This window comes from Streptomyces sp. NPDC051662 (assembly GCF_040681655.1).
In the GTDB taxonomy this organism is placed as follows: Bacteria; Actinomycetota; Actinomycetes; order Streptomycetales; family Streptomycetaceae; genus Streptomyces.
The window spans coordinates 1-15,399 of sequence record NZ_JBFAZD010000007.1 but is presented as its reverse complement, the minus strand read 5'-3'; the positions used below and the strand labels follow the sequence as shown (position 1 = coordinate 15,399).

At 72.1% G+C, this 15,399-nt stretch carries 11 protein-coding genes; 7 read left to right on the top strand and 4 right to left on the bottom strand.

The features are described 5' to 3' along the window. Positions 1 to 4: 4 nt before the first annotated feature. The gene (locus AB0M67_RS13900; protein WP_365745573.1) at positions 5 to 490 is read right to left on the bottom strand and encodes a TrkA C-terminal domain-containing protein; all 486 of its coding nucleotides are present in this window, start codon (positions 488 to 490) and stop codon (positions 5 to 7) included. A 435-nt stretch (positions 491 to 925) separates the two neighbouring features. After that, entirely contained in the window at positions 926 to 1,216 is a 291-nt protein-coding gene (locus AB0M67_RS13895) for a DUF3040 domain-containing protein (RefSeq protein ID WP_365745572.1), read from the bottom strand. A gap of 208 nt (positions 1,217 to 1,424) precedes the next feature. Between AB0M67_RS13895 and AB0M67_RS13890 the strand changes: the two genes are divergently transcribed. From AB0M67_RS13890 to AB0M67_RS13875, 4 genes are all read left to right on the top strand, one after another. Further along, positions 1,425 to 2,477, top strand: coding sequence for a HAMP domain-containing sensor histidine kinase (locus tag AB0M67_RS13890; RefSeq protein WP_365745571.1), 1,053 nt, complete (start codon positions 1,425 to 1,427; stop codon positions 2,475 to 2,477). Between the two features lie 2 nt (positions 2,478 to 2,479). Next, a complete protein-coding gene (locus AB0M67_RS13885; protein ID WP_365745570.1) occupies positions 2,480 to 3,139 on the top strand; it encodes a response regulator transcription factor in 660 nt (219 codons plus the stop codon). 165 nt (positions 3,140 to 3,304) lie between these two features. Further along, positions 3,305 to 4,192 carry an ABC transporter substrate-binding protein gene (locus AB0M67_RS13880; protein WP_365745569.1) on the top strand — a complete coding sequence of 296 codons (888 nt, stop codon included), beginning with the start codon at positions 3,305 to 3,307 and terminating at the stop codon, positions 4,190 to 4,192. An 85-nt stretch (positions 4,193 to 4,277) separates the two neighbouring features. Next, entirely contained in the window at positions 4,278 to 5,192 is a 915-nt protein-coding gene (locus AB0M67_RS13875; RefSeq protein WP_365745568.1) for a siderophore-interacting protein, read from the top strand. Here AB0M67_RS13875 and AB0M67_RS13870 read toward each other — a convergent pair. After that, positions 5,113 to 8,589, bottom strand: coding sequence for a BTAD domain-containing putative transcriptional regulator (locus AB0M67_RS13870; protein WP_365745567.1), 3,477 nt, complete (start codon positions 8,587 to 8,589; stop codon positions 5,113 to 5,115). The genes AB0M67_RS13875 and AB0M67_RS13870 overlap by 80 nt on opposite strands. A 144-nt stretch (positions 8,590 to 8,733) precedes the next feature. Then, positions 8,734 to 10,800 carry a SpoIIE family protein phosphatase gene (locus AB0M67_RS13865; RefSeq protein WP_365745566.1) on the bottom strand — a complete coding sequence of 689 codons (2,067 nt, stop codon included), beginning with the start codon at positions 10,798 to 10,800 and terminating at the stop codon, positions 8,734 to 8,736. A 278-nt stretch (positions 10,801 to 11,078) separates the two neighbouring features. Between AB0M67_RS13865 and AB0M67_RS13860 the strand changes: the two genes are divergently transcribed. The 3 genes from AB0M67_RS13860 to AB0M67_RS13850 form a co-directional block, all read left to right on the top strand. Then, positions 11,079 to 13,514, top strand: coding sequence for a beta-L-arabinofuranosidase domain-containing protein (locus AB0M67_RS13860; protein WP_365745565.1), 2,436 nt, complete (start codon positions 11,079 to 11,081; stop codon positions 13,512 to 13,514). Positions 13,515 to 13,585: 71 nt separating this feature from the next. After that, positions 13,586 to 14,389: a TetR/AcrR family transcriptional regulator gene (locus AB0M67_RS13855; protein WP_365745564.1), complete on the top strand. Its 804-nt coding sequence runs from the start codon at positions 13,586 to 13,588 to the stop codon at positions 14,387 to 14,389. A 156-nt stretch (positions 14,390 to 14,545) separates the two neighbouring features. Beyond that, positions 14,546 to 15,399 (top strand): discoidin domain-containing protein (locus AB0M67_RS13850; protein WP_365745563.1); only part of this gene is annotated, 854 nt, incomplete at its 3' end.

The following is a 15,399-nucleotide window of genomic DNA, read 5'->3' as shown; positions in this document are numbered from 1 at the left end:
GCGCTTATCCTCCGGTGATCAGTTCGGCGACGGCGTCCACGCCTTCCCGGGTGCCGACGACGACGAGCGTGTCCCCCAGGGCGAAGCGGAAGTCCGGGGTGGGTGAGGGGAAGGCGTCGGTGCGGCGCAGGACCGCGACGATCGAGGCGCCGGTGCGGGTCCGCACCTGGGTGGCGCCGAGCGTCCGGCCCACGTACGGGGACCGCTTGGTGATCTGGATGTGCTCGGTGAGCAGATCGATTTCGAGGTGCTGGTACAGATGCGCGACGGGATCGGGCGTCAGGAGCTTGGAGAGCGCGGTCGCCTCGTGCGGGGCGAGCGTCGCGGCGTCCCGGCAGTTGTCGTCGTCCTCGGGATCGTGGAAGGCGAGGATGCGGCGGCCGTCCTGGTGCACGACGACCGACAGATGCTTGCCCGCGTCGGTGCTGAGGTCATAGCGGGTGCCGACCCCGGGCAGAGGGGTTTTGCTGACGTGAGCTGTGGGCTCCATTGAGAACGCTCCATGCGGGCGTGGCGTGAGGGTCTGCGGGCACGGCGGCCCCCTGGAGGGCCCGCCTGGCGGCTGGGCGGGACGGTGCGCCGCCCACCACCGGACAGGGATTCCGCGTCATGCGGACAGGGATTCCGCGTCATGCGCCATGCGGAAGCACCGGTGCGAGAGGCAACGGTGCGGGACACTCCGGTAAGGGCACCCGTGACGGTACTGACGCGGCGTCAGTCAACCCGGCGCGGCGTACGGGCAGGGAAGCGCGCATATGGAAACCGCCCCCTCAAGCCCCGCGTGACCGACCGTTCGCCCAGAATCACTGCCATGGGCACACCAACACTCAAGGGAGCGCCGGTCACCCGATCGCCATTTTAACGTAAAATAAAATGTGCAGATTGGGCCTTATGGGAGAAAAAGAGCGGTCCGGTCCGGAAAGAGCTATTCCGAAGTGCGGGCGATGCCCCGCCGGACGCGGCCCCGGTCGGGGTCGAAGAGGTGGGCGGCCAACCCGGCCAGCACGAGGCCGCCGGCGATGAGAAGTCCATGTCCGACGACGACGCCGAGCACGAATCCACCGAGTGCGACGGCCAGCAGCAGCCAGGCGACGCCGTGCCGGTACTCACGCGGCCTACAGGGGGAGCCCGTCGCCAGGGCGCGCGCGAACCGGGGGTCGTCCTGGCGCAGCTGCGCGGCGAGATCGCCGAGTCGCCGGTCTTCGAAGGCTGCCACGAGTTCCCTCTCGTCGGGTCCTTCACACGATCACCCGCCGGGGCACCCGGCCGCCATCGGGGCCGACACCCACATCAGGGGGTGGCCGATATGTAGATACGCGGGCGTACGCCCCCCCATGGACGGCGGAGGCGCGCGTCGGCGGTCGGACCGCTCTCGCCGGGCGGGCGATAGTGGAGGGCGTCTACTGCGAGGAGGCCCGCGTTCCGTGTCCCTGTTCTGGCGGATCTTTCTGCTCAACGCCGCGGTCCTGTTCGCGGCCACCGCCCTGCTGCTGCTCGGCCCCGTCACCGTGTCCGCCCCCGTACTGCTCACCGAAGCGCTGATCATGGTCCTGGGGCTGGCGGCCATGCTCGTCGCCAACGCCGCGCTGCTGCGGATCGGACTCGCTCCGCTGCAACGGCTCACCCGGGCCATGACCACGACCGATCTGCTGCGTCCCGGGCGCAGGCCCGCGGTGTCGGGGCATGGCGAGATCGCCGATCTGATCAGGACGTTCAACACCATGCTCGACCGGCTGGAGGCCGAACGGGCCGCCAGCAGCGGGCTCGCGCTCTCCGCCCAGGAGGCCGAACGGCGGCGGATCGCACAGGAGTTGCACGACGAGATCGGCCAGACCCTCACCGCGGTGCTGCTTGAGTTGAAGCGCGTCGCCGACCGGGCGCCCGCACCGCTGCGTGATGAACTGCGCCATGTGCAGGAGACGACCCGGGACAGTCTGGACGAGATCCGCCGGATCGCCCGCCGGCTCCGCCCCGGTGTGCTGGAGGAACTGGGGCTGATCAGCGCGCTCAAGGCGCTGACCGGCGAGATCACCACGCACTCCGGCCTCTCCGTACGGTGCGGCTTCGACAGCGCGCTGCCCCCGCTGGGCGAGGATGTCGAGCTGGTGCTCTACCGGGTCGCGCAGGAGGGCCTCACCAATATCGTGCGCCACGCCGACGCACGGCAGGTGGCTCTCACGCTCCGGCGCACCACCGGGGGTGTGGAGTTGCGTCTCCGGGACGACGGGCGCGGCATCGGTACGGCGACGGAGGGCGCGGGCATCCGCGGGATGCGCGAACGGGCCCTGCTCATCGGCGCCGAGCTGTCGGTGGGGCGGGGCCGCGCGCGGAGCGCTGGAACCGGCGGTGGGACGGACGTACGGCTGCGCGTACCGATCAGCGGCGACGGCGACCGGCGCACCCAGAACACCGAGAACACCGGAACCACCGGGAACACCGGGAACACCGAGAGCGATGAGATCAAGGGGAGCGACTGACCATGCCCGAGGCGACCCAGACCCGCATTCTCCTGGCGGACGATCACGCCCTGGTCCGCCGGGGAGTCCGGCTGATCCTCGACAACGAACCGGATCTGACGGTCGTCGCCGAGGCCGGCGACGGCGCGGAAGCCATCGAGATGGCCCGTACCCACCAGCCCGACCTGGCCATCCTGGATATCGCGATGCCCCGGTTGACGGGCCTTCAGGCGGCGCGCGAACTCGCCAGGCTCCAGCCGGAGACCCGCATCCTGATGCTGACCATGTACGACAACGAGCAGTACTTCTTCGAGGCGTTGAAGTGCGGGGCGAGCGGCTATGTCCTCAAGTCCGTCGCGGACCGCGACCTGGTGGAGGCATGCCGGGCCGCGATGCGCGACGAACCGTTCCTCTACCCCGGGGCCGTGACCGCTCTGATCCGTAACTACCTCGACCGGGTACGGCAGGGCGACAGCATCCCGGACAGTGCCCTCACGCCCCGCGAGGAGGAGATCCTCAAGCTGGTGGCCGAGGGACACACGTCCAAGGAGATCGCCGGAATCCTGGTCATCAGCGCCAAGACCGTCGAACGCCATCGCGCCAACCTCCTGCAGAAACTCGGGCTGCGCGACCGGCTGGAACTCACCCGCTACGCGATCCGGGCCGGTCTGATCGAGCCCTGAGGGCTGGGTGACACCTCCCGTCCGGTATGCGCCAGGGGCACGGCCGGCACTCGTCGGGAGTCCGTGCGCTCCGCGCTGGGCAGAGACTGGGTGGCGCCTGTACGAACCCGCGTACGGATTCGGCGCCCAGGACACCGCACCAACACGAGCGGAACGAGGCGAGGCATGAACCCGGGCAACAGCTGGGAGTTCACGGACGACCGCGGCCATCTCACCGTGGCACGAAGCCACCCGACACGGGTGGTGGCCTATATACAGGCGGGCGCGACCCTCTGGGACCACGGTCTGCGTCCACTGGGCGTCTTCGGATCCCACCATGACGGGGACACCCCCGATCCGGCGAAGGCGGGCGAGCTGCCCCTCGCCGAAGTGCGCTCCTTCGGCGCGGGCAGCGCCCTCGATCTGGACGCCCTGTTCACGGCCGATCCGGATCTCGTCGTCGCCGTCAGCTACGGCGGCGGGCAGGTCTACGGCATCGACCCGGATGCGGCCAAGCATCTGGAGGAGCAGGTGCCCGTCGTCGTCCTCGATGTGGGGAAGGACCGCTCGCTCGACGGGATCAGGGACCGGTTCACCGCGCTGGCCCGCTCGCTGCGTACGCCGCTCCGGCCCGCGGAGGCGGACCTGGAGCGGGCGGAGGCCAGGCTGCGCGCCTCGGCGGCCCGCCCCGACGCGCCCCGGGTGCTGGCTCTCTCGGCGGCGGGACCGGAAACGGCCTATCTGGCCCGGCCGGGGACCTGGCCCGATCTACGGGCCGTCAGCGCGCTGGGGGTGGCGCTGATCGAGCCCGAGGCGGGCGGCGGGGCCAACTGGCGTACGGTCGAGTGGGCCGAGGCGGCCACGCTGGAACCGGACATCGTGCTCGCCGACGTACGCGCGAACGCGGCGCCGCGCGAACAGCTCCGGGGCAACACGCACTGGCGCGGCATCGAGGAGCGGGCGCGGATCGTGCCGTGGAACCCGGAGGCGCCGGGAAGCCACCGCGCGCATGCCCGGTTCCTCCACACCGTCGCCGACGCCGTGGACGCTGTCGGAGCCGCGGACGGGGTGTAGGCCCTGCCCGGCCCCGGACCGGGGCGCCGCGTCGGTGTAGGCGCGCTGTCGGTGGCGTGTCGGAGCCTGCTGCCAGCGTTGCCGTATGACAGACAACGCACCTCAGCCAGACGGCGGCGCCGCACCACGAGCGCTGCCGGTACGGACCGTCGAAGTGACCGGGGTCCGGCGGATCTCGCCGCACATGGTACGCGTCACTTTCGGCGGCCCCTCCCTCGGCGATTTCACGCTGGACGGGCCCGATCAGCAGGTGAAGCTGTACTTCCCGAGGCCGGGGCAGCGCGTCCCACGGCTGCCGGAGGCAGGTACGGACGACGATGTGATGCGGTGGTACGGCGCGTTCCAGGCGATCCCCGAGGCGGAGAGGCCCTGGTCGCGCAGCTATACCGTCCGGTCGCACGATCCGCTGCGCGCCACGATCGACATCGATTTCGTGCTCCACGGCGAGGGCGAGGGCGCCGGCCCCGCGACCTCGTGGGCACGGAGTGCCGCGCCTGGTGACGTACTCGGCGTGTTCGGACCGTCCGCGTACTTCGCCACCCCCGTACCGCTGGGCACGACCGACTGGCTGCTGCTGGCGGGCGACGAGACGGCCCTGCCGGCGATCGGCACCCTCGTCGAGGCGCTGCCGGCAGGCGCCCGCGCCCTGGTCTATGCCGAGGTGGTGGACGCGGCGGAGGAGCAGCGGTTCGAGACGGCGGGCGAGGTGACGGTGCACTGGCTGCACCGCGGCGGGGCGCCCGCCGGGCGCGGCGGCCCACTGGTGGCGGCGGTGCGCGCAGCCGAGTTCCCGGCGGGCTCGGTCCTCGCCTGGCTGGGCGGCGAGGCGGGCGCGGTCCGCGCGCTGCGGCGCCATCTTCTCGCGGAGCGCGGGCTCGACAGGCGGTCGGTCCACTTCTCCGGCTACTGGCGGCTCGACCTCACCCAGGACGACGCCCCGACGGAGGAGGATCTGGCGGAGGCGCGTGAACGCCTCTCGGACGCGGCCGATCCGGCATAGGTCCGATCAGGGCGGCGGCCTCCCTCACCGGGAGGCCGGCGCCCTCGGCGCGGGCGCGGGCGTAGGTCTGTTCGTCGAGGGCCGCGCGTACCGCCTCCTCGGCCCTGGCGAGAATCTCCGCGTCCGGGACGGACGGGAGGGTCCCGAGTCGGAAGCCCTCCGGCAGGGCGATATGACGGGCGTACGCGCCGAGCAGTCGCGCCGCGTCCTCGTCGGCCCCCAGCCGTGCCTTGGCCCAGGCGGCGCAGGGAAACTGCTGGACGATCAGCTGAGGTGTGACGAGATAGGCCACGCTGTCCAGCCGCCGTACGGCCAGGGCGGTCCACTCCCGCGCCCCCTCGAACTCGCCGTCCAGGCAGTCCAGCCAGCCCCGCATGCCCGCGACCACCCCACCGAGGAAGGGCTGTTCGGCGGCGCCGACCCTGGCCCCGCCCGCCGCGCCCTCCGCCGCCTCGTCCGCCTCGTCCGTCTCCAGGGCGCGCAGCTGCGTACGTGCCCGATCCGTCCGTCCGGTGCGTCCGAAGCGCCGGGCGAGCAGCAGCCGGGCCGTGCCCTCGGCGTATCCGGCCGCCTCGGCGGCCTCCTCGACCGCCTCGATCAGCAGCCGCTCGGCGTCCCGCTCCGCGGCCGGATCCTCCGCCGACTCCAGGCGTACGGACGCCAGCCGGGCCTTGAACAGGGGCACTTGGGCGTGCGCGCCGATCGGCGCGCAGCTCTCCATCGCGCGGGCGAAGTCGGCGGCGGCTTCCTCGTACCGTCCCAGTTGCTCGTACAACTCGGCACGCGCCCCCAGGGATTGGGCGATCCCATGGAGATCCCCCGATCGTTCGAAGCAGGCCAGGGCCTCGTCCGCGTCACGCGCCGCTCCGGCCGGTCCGTCGGGGCGACCGCCCACCAGCTGCGCCCTGAGCGTCAGCGCCAGCCCGAGATCCCAGCCGCTCCCCTGTTCCCGGCAGGCCAGCACCTGTGCGTCCAGAGCCGCGCCGATCCCGGGGAAGTCCCCCACCATCAGCTTGGCGATGAACCACATGGTGCCCGGCTGACGGCAGATCTGCGGCAGCCCGGGGCGGTAGGCCGCCACGACCGCCCGCAGCCGTGCCGGCGTACCGGGCCAGGTCGGATCGGAGGCATCGGCCTCGCCGCGGCTCGCCAGCACCAGCAGCCGCGCTCCGCGCCGCGCCTCCCACAGCCGCTCCTCCGACCAGGGCGGGGCGTGCGCGGTGCACGGCTCGGTCAGGGGTACGGCGGGCCGTACCGGCGCGCGGAAAGGGTCGGGGCCGAGCGCGGCGGCGGCGCTGGACCAGGCACTGGCCTCGGACCGGTGGTCGCGCAGCTGCCAGAACCAGCCCATCGAGAGCACCAGACAGAGCGCTTCCTGCTCCTCCTTGTGGTCCACGGCGGTGCGCAGCGCGGTCCGCAGATTGTCGTGCTCCCGCTCGAACCGGCGGAGCACTCGGGCCTGGTGCGGACCGCGTGACTCCGGGTCGCCGGTACGGGCCAGCTCTCGGTAGACGGCCAGATGACGGCGTTCGACGGCCGCCCGCTCCCCCGACGCGTCCAGCCGCTCGGCCGCGTACTCGCCGACGGTCTCCAGCAGCCGGTAGCGCATACCGTCCGCGCCTCCGGTTTCGGCGACGACCAGTGACTTGTCGACGAGGGAGGCGAGCAGCCCGAGCGTGTTGCCGTCCTCGGGCCTCTCCGCGCACACGGCCTCGGCCTCCGCCGGGGCGCAGCCGCCGGAGAAGACCGACAGACGGCGCAGTACGGCCCGTTCGCCCTCGGTGAGCAGCTCCCAGGACCAGTCGACGACGGCCCGCAGGGTCCGCTGTCTCGGCAGTACGGTCCGGGCCCCGCTGCCGGCACCGAGCAGACGGAAGCGGTCGTCCAGCCGGTCCGCGAGCTGCCGGGGCTCGAACGCGCGCAGCCGCGCGGCGGCCAGCTCGATGGCGAGCGGCAGTCCGTCGAGCCGGTGGCAGATCTCGGCGCACGCGACCGGATCGTCGGTGGTGCGGAATCCGGGCCTGGCGGCGGCGCCGCGTTCGGCGAGCAGTTGGAGCGCCATGTCGCGCGGCAGGGGGCCGACGGTATGGACGAACTCGCCCGGCACGCCGAGCGGTTCGCGGCTGGTGGCCAGCACGCTCACTCCGGGGCAGCCGGTGAGCAGTGTCTCCGCCAGCCCGGCGGCGGTGTCGATCACATGCTCGCAGTTGTCGAGCACGATCAGCAGCCGGCGCTGGGCGCAGTACTCGGCGAGCCGGGTCAGCGGGTCGCGCGGCGCACCGTCCCCGGCCGCCGGGCGTACCACGGTCTCGCGGGCGCCGAGCGCGGTGAGCACGGCCTCGGCGACGGCTGCGGGGTCGCGTACGGGTGCCAGCTCGGCCAGCCAGACGCCGTCCGGCCAGCTCCCGGCGGCAGCGCGGGCGGCTTCGAGCGCGAGCCGGGTCTTTCCCGCGCCGCCGGGGCCGGTCAGCGTGATCAGCCGCGCGGCCGGCAGTTCGGCGGCGAGCGCGGCCAGCTCCGGCTCGCGGCCGACGAAGGAGGTGAGACGGGTTCTGAGGTTGCCGGGGACGGCCGGGTCGGCGGGCGCGGACAGGGCGGCGGGAGCGGGTGGCGCGGCGGGCCGTGTCGCCGAGGCCGCCGGGGCGGCGGGCGCGGGCTCGTCATCGGCCAGCAGCGCGGCGTGCAGGGCGCGCAGCTCACGGCCGGGTCCGGTACCCAGGCGCTCGGCGAGCCGGGAGCGTATCTCCTCGAACGCCTGAAGCGCCTCGGCCGGTCTGCCCGCCGCACGCAGAGCCCGGATGCGCAGCGCGTGGAGGGGCTCGTCGAGCGACTGCCCGGCGGTGAGGGCGGCGAGACCTGCCAGGGCCCGGTCCGGCCTGCCCGCCGCGACGTCGGTGGCCAGCCGGGCGCGGCGGGCCTCGGTGTGCCGCTGTTCGGCGCGTACGGCTCGTGGGTCGGCCTCCCGGCCAGGGAGGTCCGCCAGCGCGGGCCCGTCCCAGAGCGCCAGGGCCTCGTCCAGCACCGTGGCCGCCTGTCCGACCTCGCCCGCGCCGAGGGCCGCGGTGCCCTCGGCGGCGAGCCGTTCGAAGCGGAAGAGGTCGATGTCGTCGCGGTGCGCGTGCAGCCGGTAGCCGCCGGGCTCCGAGGCCACGGCCGCGCTCCCGAGGGCCCGCCGTACCCGCCCCACCAGAGCCTGGAGCGCGGCGACCTCGTCGGCGGGCGCGTGCGCGTCCTCGCCCCAGATCTGGTCCGCCAGCTGTCCGGTGCCCACGGCCCGGCCCCCGGCGGCGGCGAGCGCGCAGACCAGCGCCCGCAGCCGGGCCCCGCTGAGCGGCACCTCGGTCCCGTCCCGGCGAACGGCCCGGGTGGTGCCGAGCACGCGATAGTGGTACGTCACGGGACCATTGTCCTCGCCGCCCGGATCCGGGGACGCCGCGTTCGGACCCGTCCGCCGATATCCGCCGAGTGAGAGCGGCGCACCGGACCCGGCCTGAGCAGCGCACCGGACCCGGCCTGAGCGCCGCTCCGGACCCGGTCGCTCTCAGCCCCGTCCGCCCGCCGGCCGGAACTCGCACCAGACCGCCTTGCCGGACCCGCGCGGCTCGACCCCCCAGCGCGCGGCCACCGCGTCCACCAGCAGCAGCCCTCTCCCCGAGGTGGCCGCCTCGCCCGGCTCCCGGCGGCGGGGCCAGGCACTGGAGCGGTCCTTGACCCAGAGGCGTACGCGGCGCACCGGCTCCGGCAGGACCTCCAGGGTGAGTACCGCGCCGCCCTCGGTGTGGAGCAGCACATTCACCAGCAGCTCGCCTGCGGCCAGCTCCACATCGTCGATCAGCTCGGCCAGCCCCCAGTCCGCCAGCGCCTGGCGCAGCCCGGCACGGCTCTCGACCAGGCCCTCCGGGTCCGCCTGGTGGACGTACAGATGGATACGGGGCGCCTGGTCGGTGCCGGGGTCGGGGCGGCGGCGCAGCACGAGCAGCGCGATGTCGTCGCCCGTCCCCCAGCGCTCCCACAGCCGCTCCGAGAGATGGTCGGCGAGCTCGCTCGCCCGCCCGGGCCCGGTCCGCACCATCTCGGCGAGTGCGTCCATCCCCACCGAGATATCGCTGCCGGGCTCCTCGACCAGCCCGTCGGTGCACAGCACCAGCGTCTCGCCCGGTACGAGGTCGAGCCGGGTCTCCGGGTACTCCTCCTGTCCGAAGGCCGTGGCGACCCCCAGCGGCAGTCCGCCGCGCAGATGGGGCCGGCCGATTCTGCCGTCGTTGTGCCGGACGAGCGGGCCGAGATGACCGGCCCGCACGGCGCGTATCCCGCCGGTGGCCAGGTCCATCTGGGCGTATACGCAGGTCGCGAAGCGCTCCGTGTCGAGTTCGGCGAGAAAGCGCGAGGCGCGCGCCAGGACGGTCGCTGGTGCGTGGCCCTCGCCCGCGAAGGCGCGCAGGGCGATACGGAGCTGGCCCATGATGGCGGCGGCGTGTGTGTCGTGCCCCTGGACATCACCGATGACGACGCCGACCCGGCTCCGGGGCAGGGTGATGACGTCGTACCAGTCGCCTCCCACCTCTCTGCCGCTCCAGGCCGCGTGATAGCGGACCGCGATCTCGGCGCCGGGGAACTCCGGGATGTCCCTGGGCAGCATGGACGCCTGGAGGCCGGTCGCGAACTCGCGCTCCTGGTCGAAGAGGATCGCGCGCTGGAGCGACTGGGCCACGATGCCCGCGAGGCCCATCAGCAGGGTGCGGTCCTCGGCCGAGAAGTGCGTACGCCGCCGGTAGAAGAGCGCCAGACAGCCGATGGAGCGGGCCTGGACGACCAGTGGCAGGAAGGCGGCGGCGTTGGCCCCGAGGCCCCGGACGTACGGCCGCAGCCGGGGGAAGCGGTCGATCACCAGGTCGCGCAGTGAGCTGACGAACCGCGGCCGCTGGTTCAGGACCGCCTCGGCGAGCGGCAGGGAGCCGTCGAGGCGGTGGAGGCGCAGGTCGTCGAGCACCTCGATGGACTCGCCTGCCAGCGCGATGAGCTTCAGGGCGCCGCCCTCCACCAGACCGAGAGCGAGTCCGTCGGCGCCGAAGTGCTCAAGACCGCCCGCGCCCGTCAGCGCGGCGGCGACATCGTCCACGGTGATCGCCCGGGAGAGTGCGTCCGTGGCGCTGTGGACCATGCCGGTCATGTCCGTACGGCCTGTTTCCGCCGGGTTGACCACGGTGAATTCGGAGAGGTCCGCCGTGGCGTTCCGCACGATGCCGACGATACGGTACGGGTGGCCCCGCTCGTCGCGCAGGATGCGGCCCCTCGTATGGGTCCACTGCCGTGTTCCGGTGCGGCGCGTCAGCTGGAAGTACGAGCCGTACGAGGTCCGGCCGCTCCGGATCGCCGCGTCCACCACGGCCTGCAGGCGCAGGCCCTCCTCGCGGGGTACGCGTGAGATCAGGGTCTCGGCCACACCGTCGTACTCGTCGGGGCGCAGATCGAACACAGCGAGACCCGCCGCATCCAGCTCGAAGGCCCCGCTTTCGAGGTCCCAGTCGAAGCTGCCCATGCGGTTCAGTGCGAGTCTCTCGTCCGCACCGATCACCGGCCGGTCCCGGTCCCGATCGCGTCCTGCCATGCCCCCGCTCCGGAGGTGGGCTGGGAGCCCGGTCAGCCGGCCGGGCTCCTTGTTTCGTGGCGCTCGAACGCATGTAGCGTAACTTTCCCGGCAAAATGTCGCATTGTTAACGAGATCAAGAGAGTCGCCCGACCACTCCCGTGACCAGGCCCGTCCAGGGCCTCCGGGGTCGCCGCGCCGCACACCTGGACAGAGCGACAGCCGCGTGCTGTGATGCCAACTCCCGCTGTTTTCAACGTTGTACTGCTCGGCACTGACATGGATGGGAGTCCCTGATCATGCTCGACCGACGACGTTTTCTGCACACCGGCGCCCTCGCTCTCGGTGGTGGGGTCCTCCTCGGTCCCTTCGCGCCCTCCGCCTCCGCCGTGGCTCCGGCACCCGGAGGCTGGTACGCGCCGAACGCCGCGCCCCTCGCCCCCACCGCCTTCCAGAAGCTCCCCCTCGGCAGTGTCACGGCCCGGGGCTGGCTCTCGGGGCAGCTGGGCCTCCTCCTCGACGGGCTGTTCGGCCGTTACGCCGAGATCTCCCGCTTCCTGCGGTTCGACGAGTCCGGCTGGGTCCATCCGGAGAAGGACGGCTGGGAGGAAGTCACCTACTGGCTGCGCGGATATGTCAGCCTCGCCGCGCTCACCGGCGACACGGACGCTCTCGCCACCAGCCGCCGCTGGATCGACGCGATCCTCGCCACTCAGCGGCCGGACGGTTTCTTCGGCCCCACCCGGCTGCGTACCGCGCTCAACGGCGGCCCCGACTTCTGGCCCTATCTGCCGCTGCTCCAGGCGCTGCGCTCACACGAGGAGTTCACCGGCGACCAGCGGATCCTGCCGTTCATGGTGCCTTTCCTCCGCTATATGAACGCGCAGGGCCCCGGGGCCTTCGACTCCAGCTGGGTTTCGAAGCGCTGGGGCGACGGTCTCGACATCGCGATGTGGGTCTACAACCGCACCCACGAGCCCTTCCTCCTCGACCTGGCCGACACCATGCACAGACACGGCGCGAACTGGGTCGACCACTTCCCCGATCTGCACAATGTCAATATCGCGCAGGGCTTCCGCGAGCCGGCGCAGTACGCCCTGCGCTCGGGGTCCGCCGAACTCACTCGCTCCACCTATCGCAACTACGCCTCCATCATGGGCTCCTACGGCCAGTTCCCCGGGGGCGGATTCGCGGGGGACGAGAACGCCAGGCCCGGTTTCGGAGACCCCCGGCAGGGCTTCGAGACCTGCGGAATCGTGGAGTTCATGGCCAGCCACGAACTGCTCACGCGGATCACCGGCGACCCGGCGTGGGCCGACCGCTGCGAGGAGCTGGCCTTCAATATGCTCCCGGCCGCCACCGACCCCGGGGGCCGGGGCGTGCACTACATCACCTCCGCGAACAGCGTCGATCTCGACAACTCCCGAAAGACCCAGGGGCAGTTCCAGAACGGCTTCGCCATGCAGGCGTTCCAGCCCGGTGTCGACCAGTACCGCTGCTGTCCGCACAACTACGGTATGGGCTGGCCCTACTTCACCGAGGAGCTGTGGCTCGCCACCCCCGACCGGGGGCTGGCCGCCGCGATGTACGCGGCGAGCCGTGTCCGCGCCAAGGTCGCCGACGGTACGGAGATCACCGTCACCGAGGACACCGACTACCCCTTCAAGGAGACGGTCGCCCTCACCGTCGCCACTCCGCGCCCTCTCCGCTTCCCGCTCTATCTGCGGATTCCCGGCTGGTGCGAACAACCCGAGCTCTCCGTCGGCGGACGGCGGACAGCCGCCCCACCCGGCCCGGCCTTCGTCAAGGTCGACCGTATGTGGCGCGACGGTGACCGGGTGACTCTGCGGCTGCCGCAGCGCACCACCGTGCGCCGCTGGGGCGACAACCACGGCGCCGTGAGCGTCGACCACGGCCCGCTGACCTACTCCCTGCGGATCGGCGAGCGGTACGAGCGCTACGCGGGGACGGACGACTTCCCCGAACTCGCCGTGCACGCGGGCGGACCGTGGAACTACGGCCTCGCCACCGACCGGCCCGCCGATCCACCGACGGATCTGCGGTTCTCCGCCGACAGCGGTCCGCTGTCCGGCGATCCCTTCACCCAGGAGGGCACACCGGTCCGGATCACCGCCCCCGCCCGGCGGATCACCGAGTGGGTCGCGGACGACCAGCGGGTCGTCGCTCCCCTCCAGGACAGCCCGGCCCGCAGCACCTCGGCGGTGGAGCGGGTCACACTGATCCCGATGGGCGCGGCCAGGCTGCGTGTCACCGCCTTCCCGACCGCGCACCCCGAGGGCCGTCCCTGGACACCGGAACCCGCCTTCCACCGCGTCCAGAGCAAGCACAGCGGGAAGGTGCTGGCGGTGGACAGGATGTCGCTGGCCGACAGCGCCCGGGTGGTGCAGTTCGACAATTCCGGTACGGCGGACCATGCCTGGCAGCTGACCGACGCGGGGGGCGGCTGGTTCCTGATCCGGAACGGGAACAGCGGCAAGGTGCTCGGCGTCGACGGCATGTCCACCGCCGACAGCGCGCCGGTGGTGCAGTTCGCCGACAACGGTACCGACGACCATCTCTGGCAGCTGCTGGACAGCGGCGACGGCTGGTACCGCATCCGCAACAAGCACAGCGGGAAGGTGCTGGGCGTCGACGGCGTGTCGACCGCCAACAGCGCCCAGGTGGTCCAGTTCGCCGACAACGGCACGGACGACCATCTGTGGAGACTGCTCTGACAGCGCCCCGTCCGGTGGTTCCCGTGCCCGTGTGATAGCGACGCTACGCCCTGATTGATAGCATCCCTTTCATGAGCACGCGCACACGCATCCTGGAGGCCGCCGCCGACCTTGTGGCGAAGTCGCCGAACGGCGATATCTCCACGCGCGCGGTCTGTGAGGCCGCCCAGGTCGGCGCGCCGGTGCTCTACCGGCAGTTCGGCGACAAGGAGGGACTCCTCTCCGCCGTCGTCGACCACGGCTTCGACGCCTACCTGGCGACCAAGCGTCTTCATCAGCCGGGGGCCGACCCGATCCAGGATCTGCGGGACGGCTGGGACACCCATGTGGCGTTCGCGCTGGCGAATCCCAACCTGTACCGGCTGATGAACTCCCCACTGATGCGCAAGCCGCCGGCTTCCGCCCTGGCGGCCCATCAGATCCTCACCCGTGATCTCGAACGGGCGGCGGCCCGGGGCGCGTTGCGGATCTCCCCCGAACTCGCCGCCCAGATGGTCATGTCGGCCAATGTCGGTGTGGCGCTGACGCTGGTCGCCCGCCCCGCCACCTTCACGGACCCCGATATGTCACGGCGGGTCCGCGACGCGGTGCACGCCGCCGTGTTCACCCCGGAGGCGATGCGCGGGGAGACCCCGGCCGAGGACGCGACCACGGCCCCCGCCGACACCCCGGCCGCCGCGACACGGCTGGGAGCACTGATCCGGCGGTCGCCGCCCACGGCCCTGACCGCCGCCGAGGCCGCGCTGCTGAGCGAGTGGCTGGAGCGTGTGTCGAACGCGCCGGACACCACAGGCGCACCCCCGTCGTCAGACCTTGAAACGACACCCACCCGGGACGCGGGACAAACAACCACAACAGCCGCGCCCCGACGGTGATTTCTTGTTCACCGCGGAACGGGTCCGGCCGCTTCGCGCGCAACTCTTGACGTGTACGAAACACGGGAGAACCATCTCGGGTACTCAGAGAGCGCTCTCCAAGCTCTCTGTCACCCGCCGTGCTCCCGCATCGCCCGACACTCAGGAGACCTGCCCATGCACGCTCCTCCGCTCGCTTCGCCGGTATTCCGGAGACCCTCGCCCGCGCGTCGGCGCCCCGCGCGCCGACGCTGGCCGGCCGCCTCCCTCGCGGCGGCCCTGATCGCCTCCCTGTTACTCCTCGTCCCCGGCACCTCCGCCCAGGCCGCGCCCACCCTGCTCTCCCAGGGCAAGCCCGTGACCGCCTCCAGCCAGGAGAACGCCGGCACCCCCGCCACCGGGGCCGTGGACGGCGACAACGGGACCCGCTGGTCGAGCGCGGCGTCCGATCCGCAGTGGATCCAGGTCGACCTCGGCGCCACCGCCGCCGTCAGCCAGATCGTGCTGCGCTGGGAGACCGCGTACGCCACCGCGTACCGGATCGAGCTCTCCACCAACGGCACGAGCTGGACCACCGCGTACTCCACCACCACCGGTCCCGGTGGCACGGAAACGCTCAACGTCTCGGGCAACGCCCGCTACGTGCGGGTGTACGGCACCGCTCGCGCCACCCAATGGGGCTACTCGCTCTGGGAGTTCCAGGTCTTCGGGGGCACCTCGGGCGGCGGGGACCCGCTCCCGGGCGGTGGTGATCTCGGGCCGAATGTGGTGGTCTTCGATCCGTCGACGCCGAACATCCAGGGCCGGCTGGACGAGATCTTCCGGCAGCAGGAGTCGGCGCAGTTCGGCTCGGGCCGCTACCAACTGCTGTTCAAGCCCGGCACGTACAACAACATCAACGCCCAGCTCGGCTTCTACACCTCGATCTCCGGCCTGGGACTCTCGCCCGACGACACCACCTTCAACGGTGATGTGACCGTGGACGCCGGCTGGTTCAACGGCAACGCCACCCAGAACTTCTGGCGCTCCGC

What these genes read in the sequence shown, in the direction of transcription:
- AB0M67_RS13900 (WP_365745573.1), bottom strand. Translation starts at nt 490, where the DNA reads ATGGAGCCCACAGCTCACGTCAGCAAAACCCCTCTGCCCGGGGTCGGC.
- AB0M67_RS13860 (WP_365745565.1), top strand. Translation starts at nt 11,079, where the DNA reads ATGCTCGACCGACGACGTTTTCTGCACACCGGCGCCCTCGCTCTCGGT.
- AB0M67_RS13880 (WP_365745569.1), top strand. Translation starts at nt 3,305, where the DNA reads ATGAACCCGGGCAACAGCTGGGAGTTCACGGACGACCGCGGCCATCTC.
- AB0M67_RS13865 (WP_365745566.1), bottom strand. Translation starts at nt 10,800, where the DNA reads ATGGCAGGACGCGATCGGGACCGGGACCGGCCGGTGATCGGTGCGGAC.
- AB0M67_RS13885 (WP_365745570.1), top strand. Translation starts at nt 2,480, where the DNA reads ATGCCCGAGGCGACCCAGACCCGCATTCTCCTGGCGGACGATCACGCC.
- AB0M67_RS13855 (WP_365745564.1), top strand. Translation starts at nt 13,586, where the DNA reads ATGAGCACGCGCACACGCATCCTGGAGGCCGCCGCCGACCTTGTGGCG.
- AB0M67_RS13875 (WP_365745568.1), top strand. Translation starts at nt 4,278, where the DNA reads ATGACAGACAACGCACCTCAGCCAGACGGCGGCGCCGCACCACGAGCG.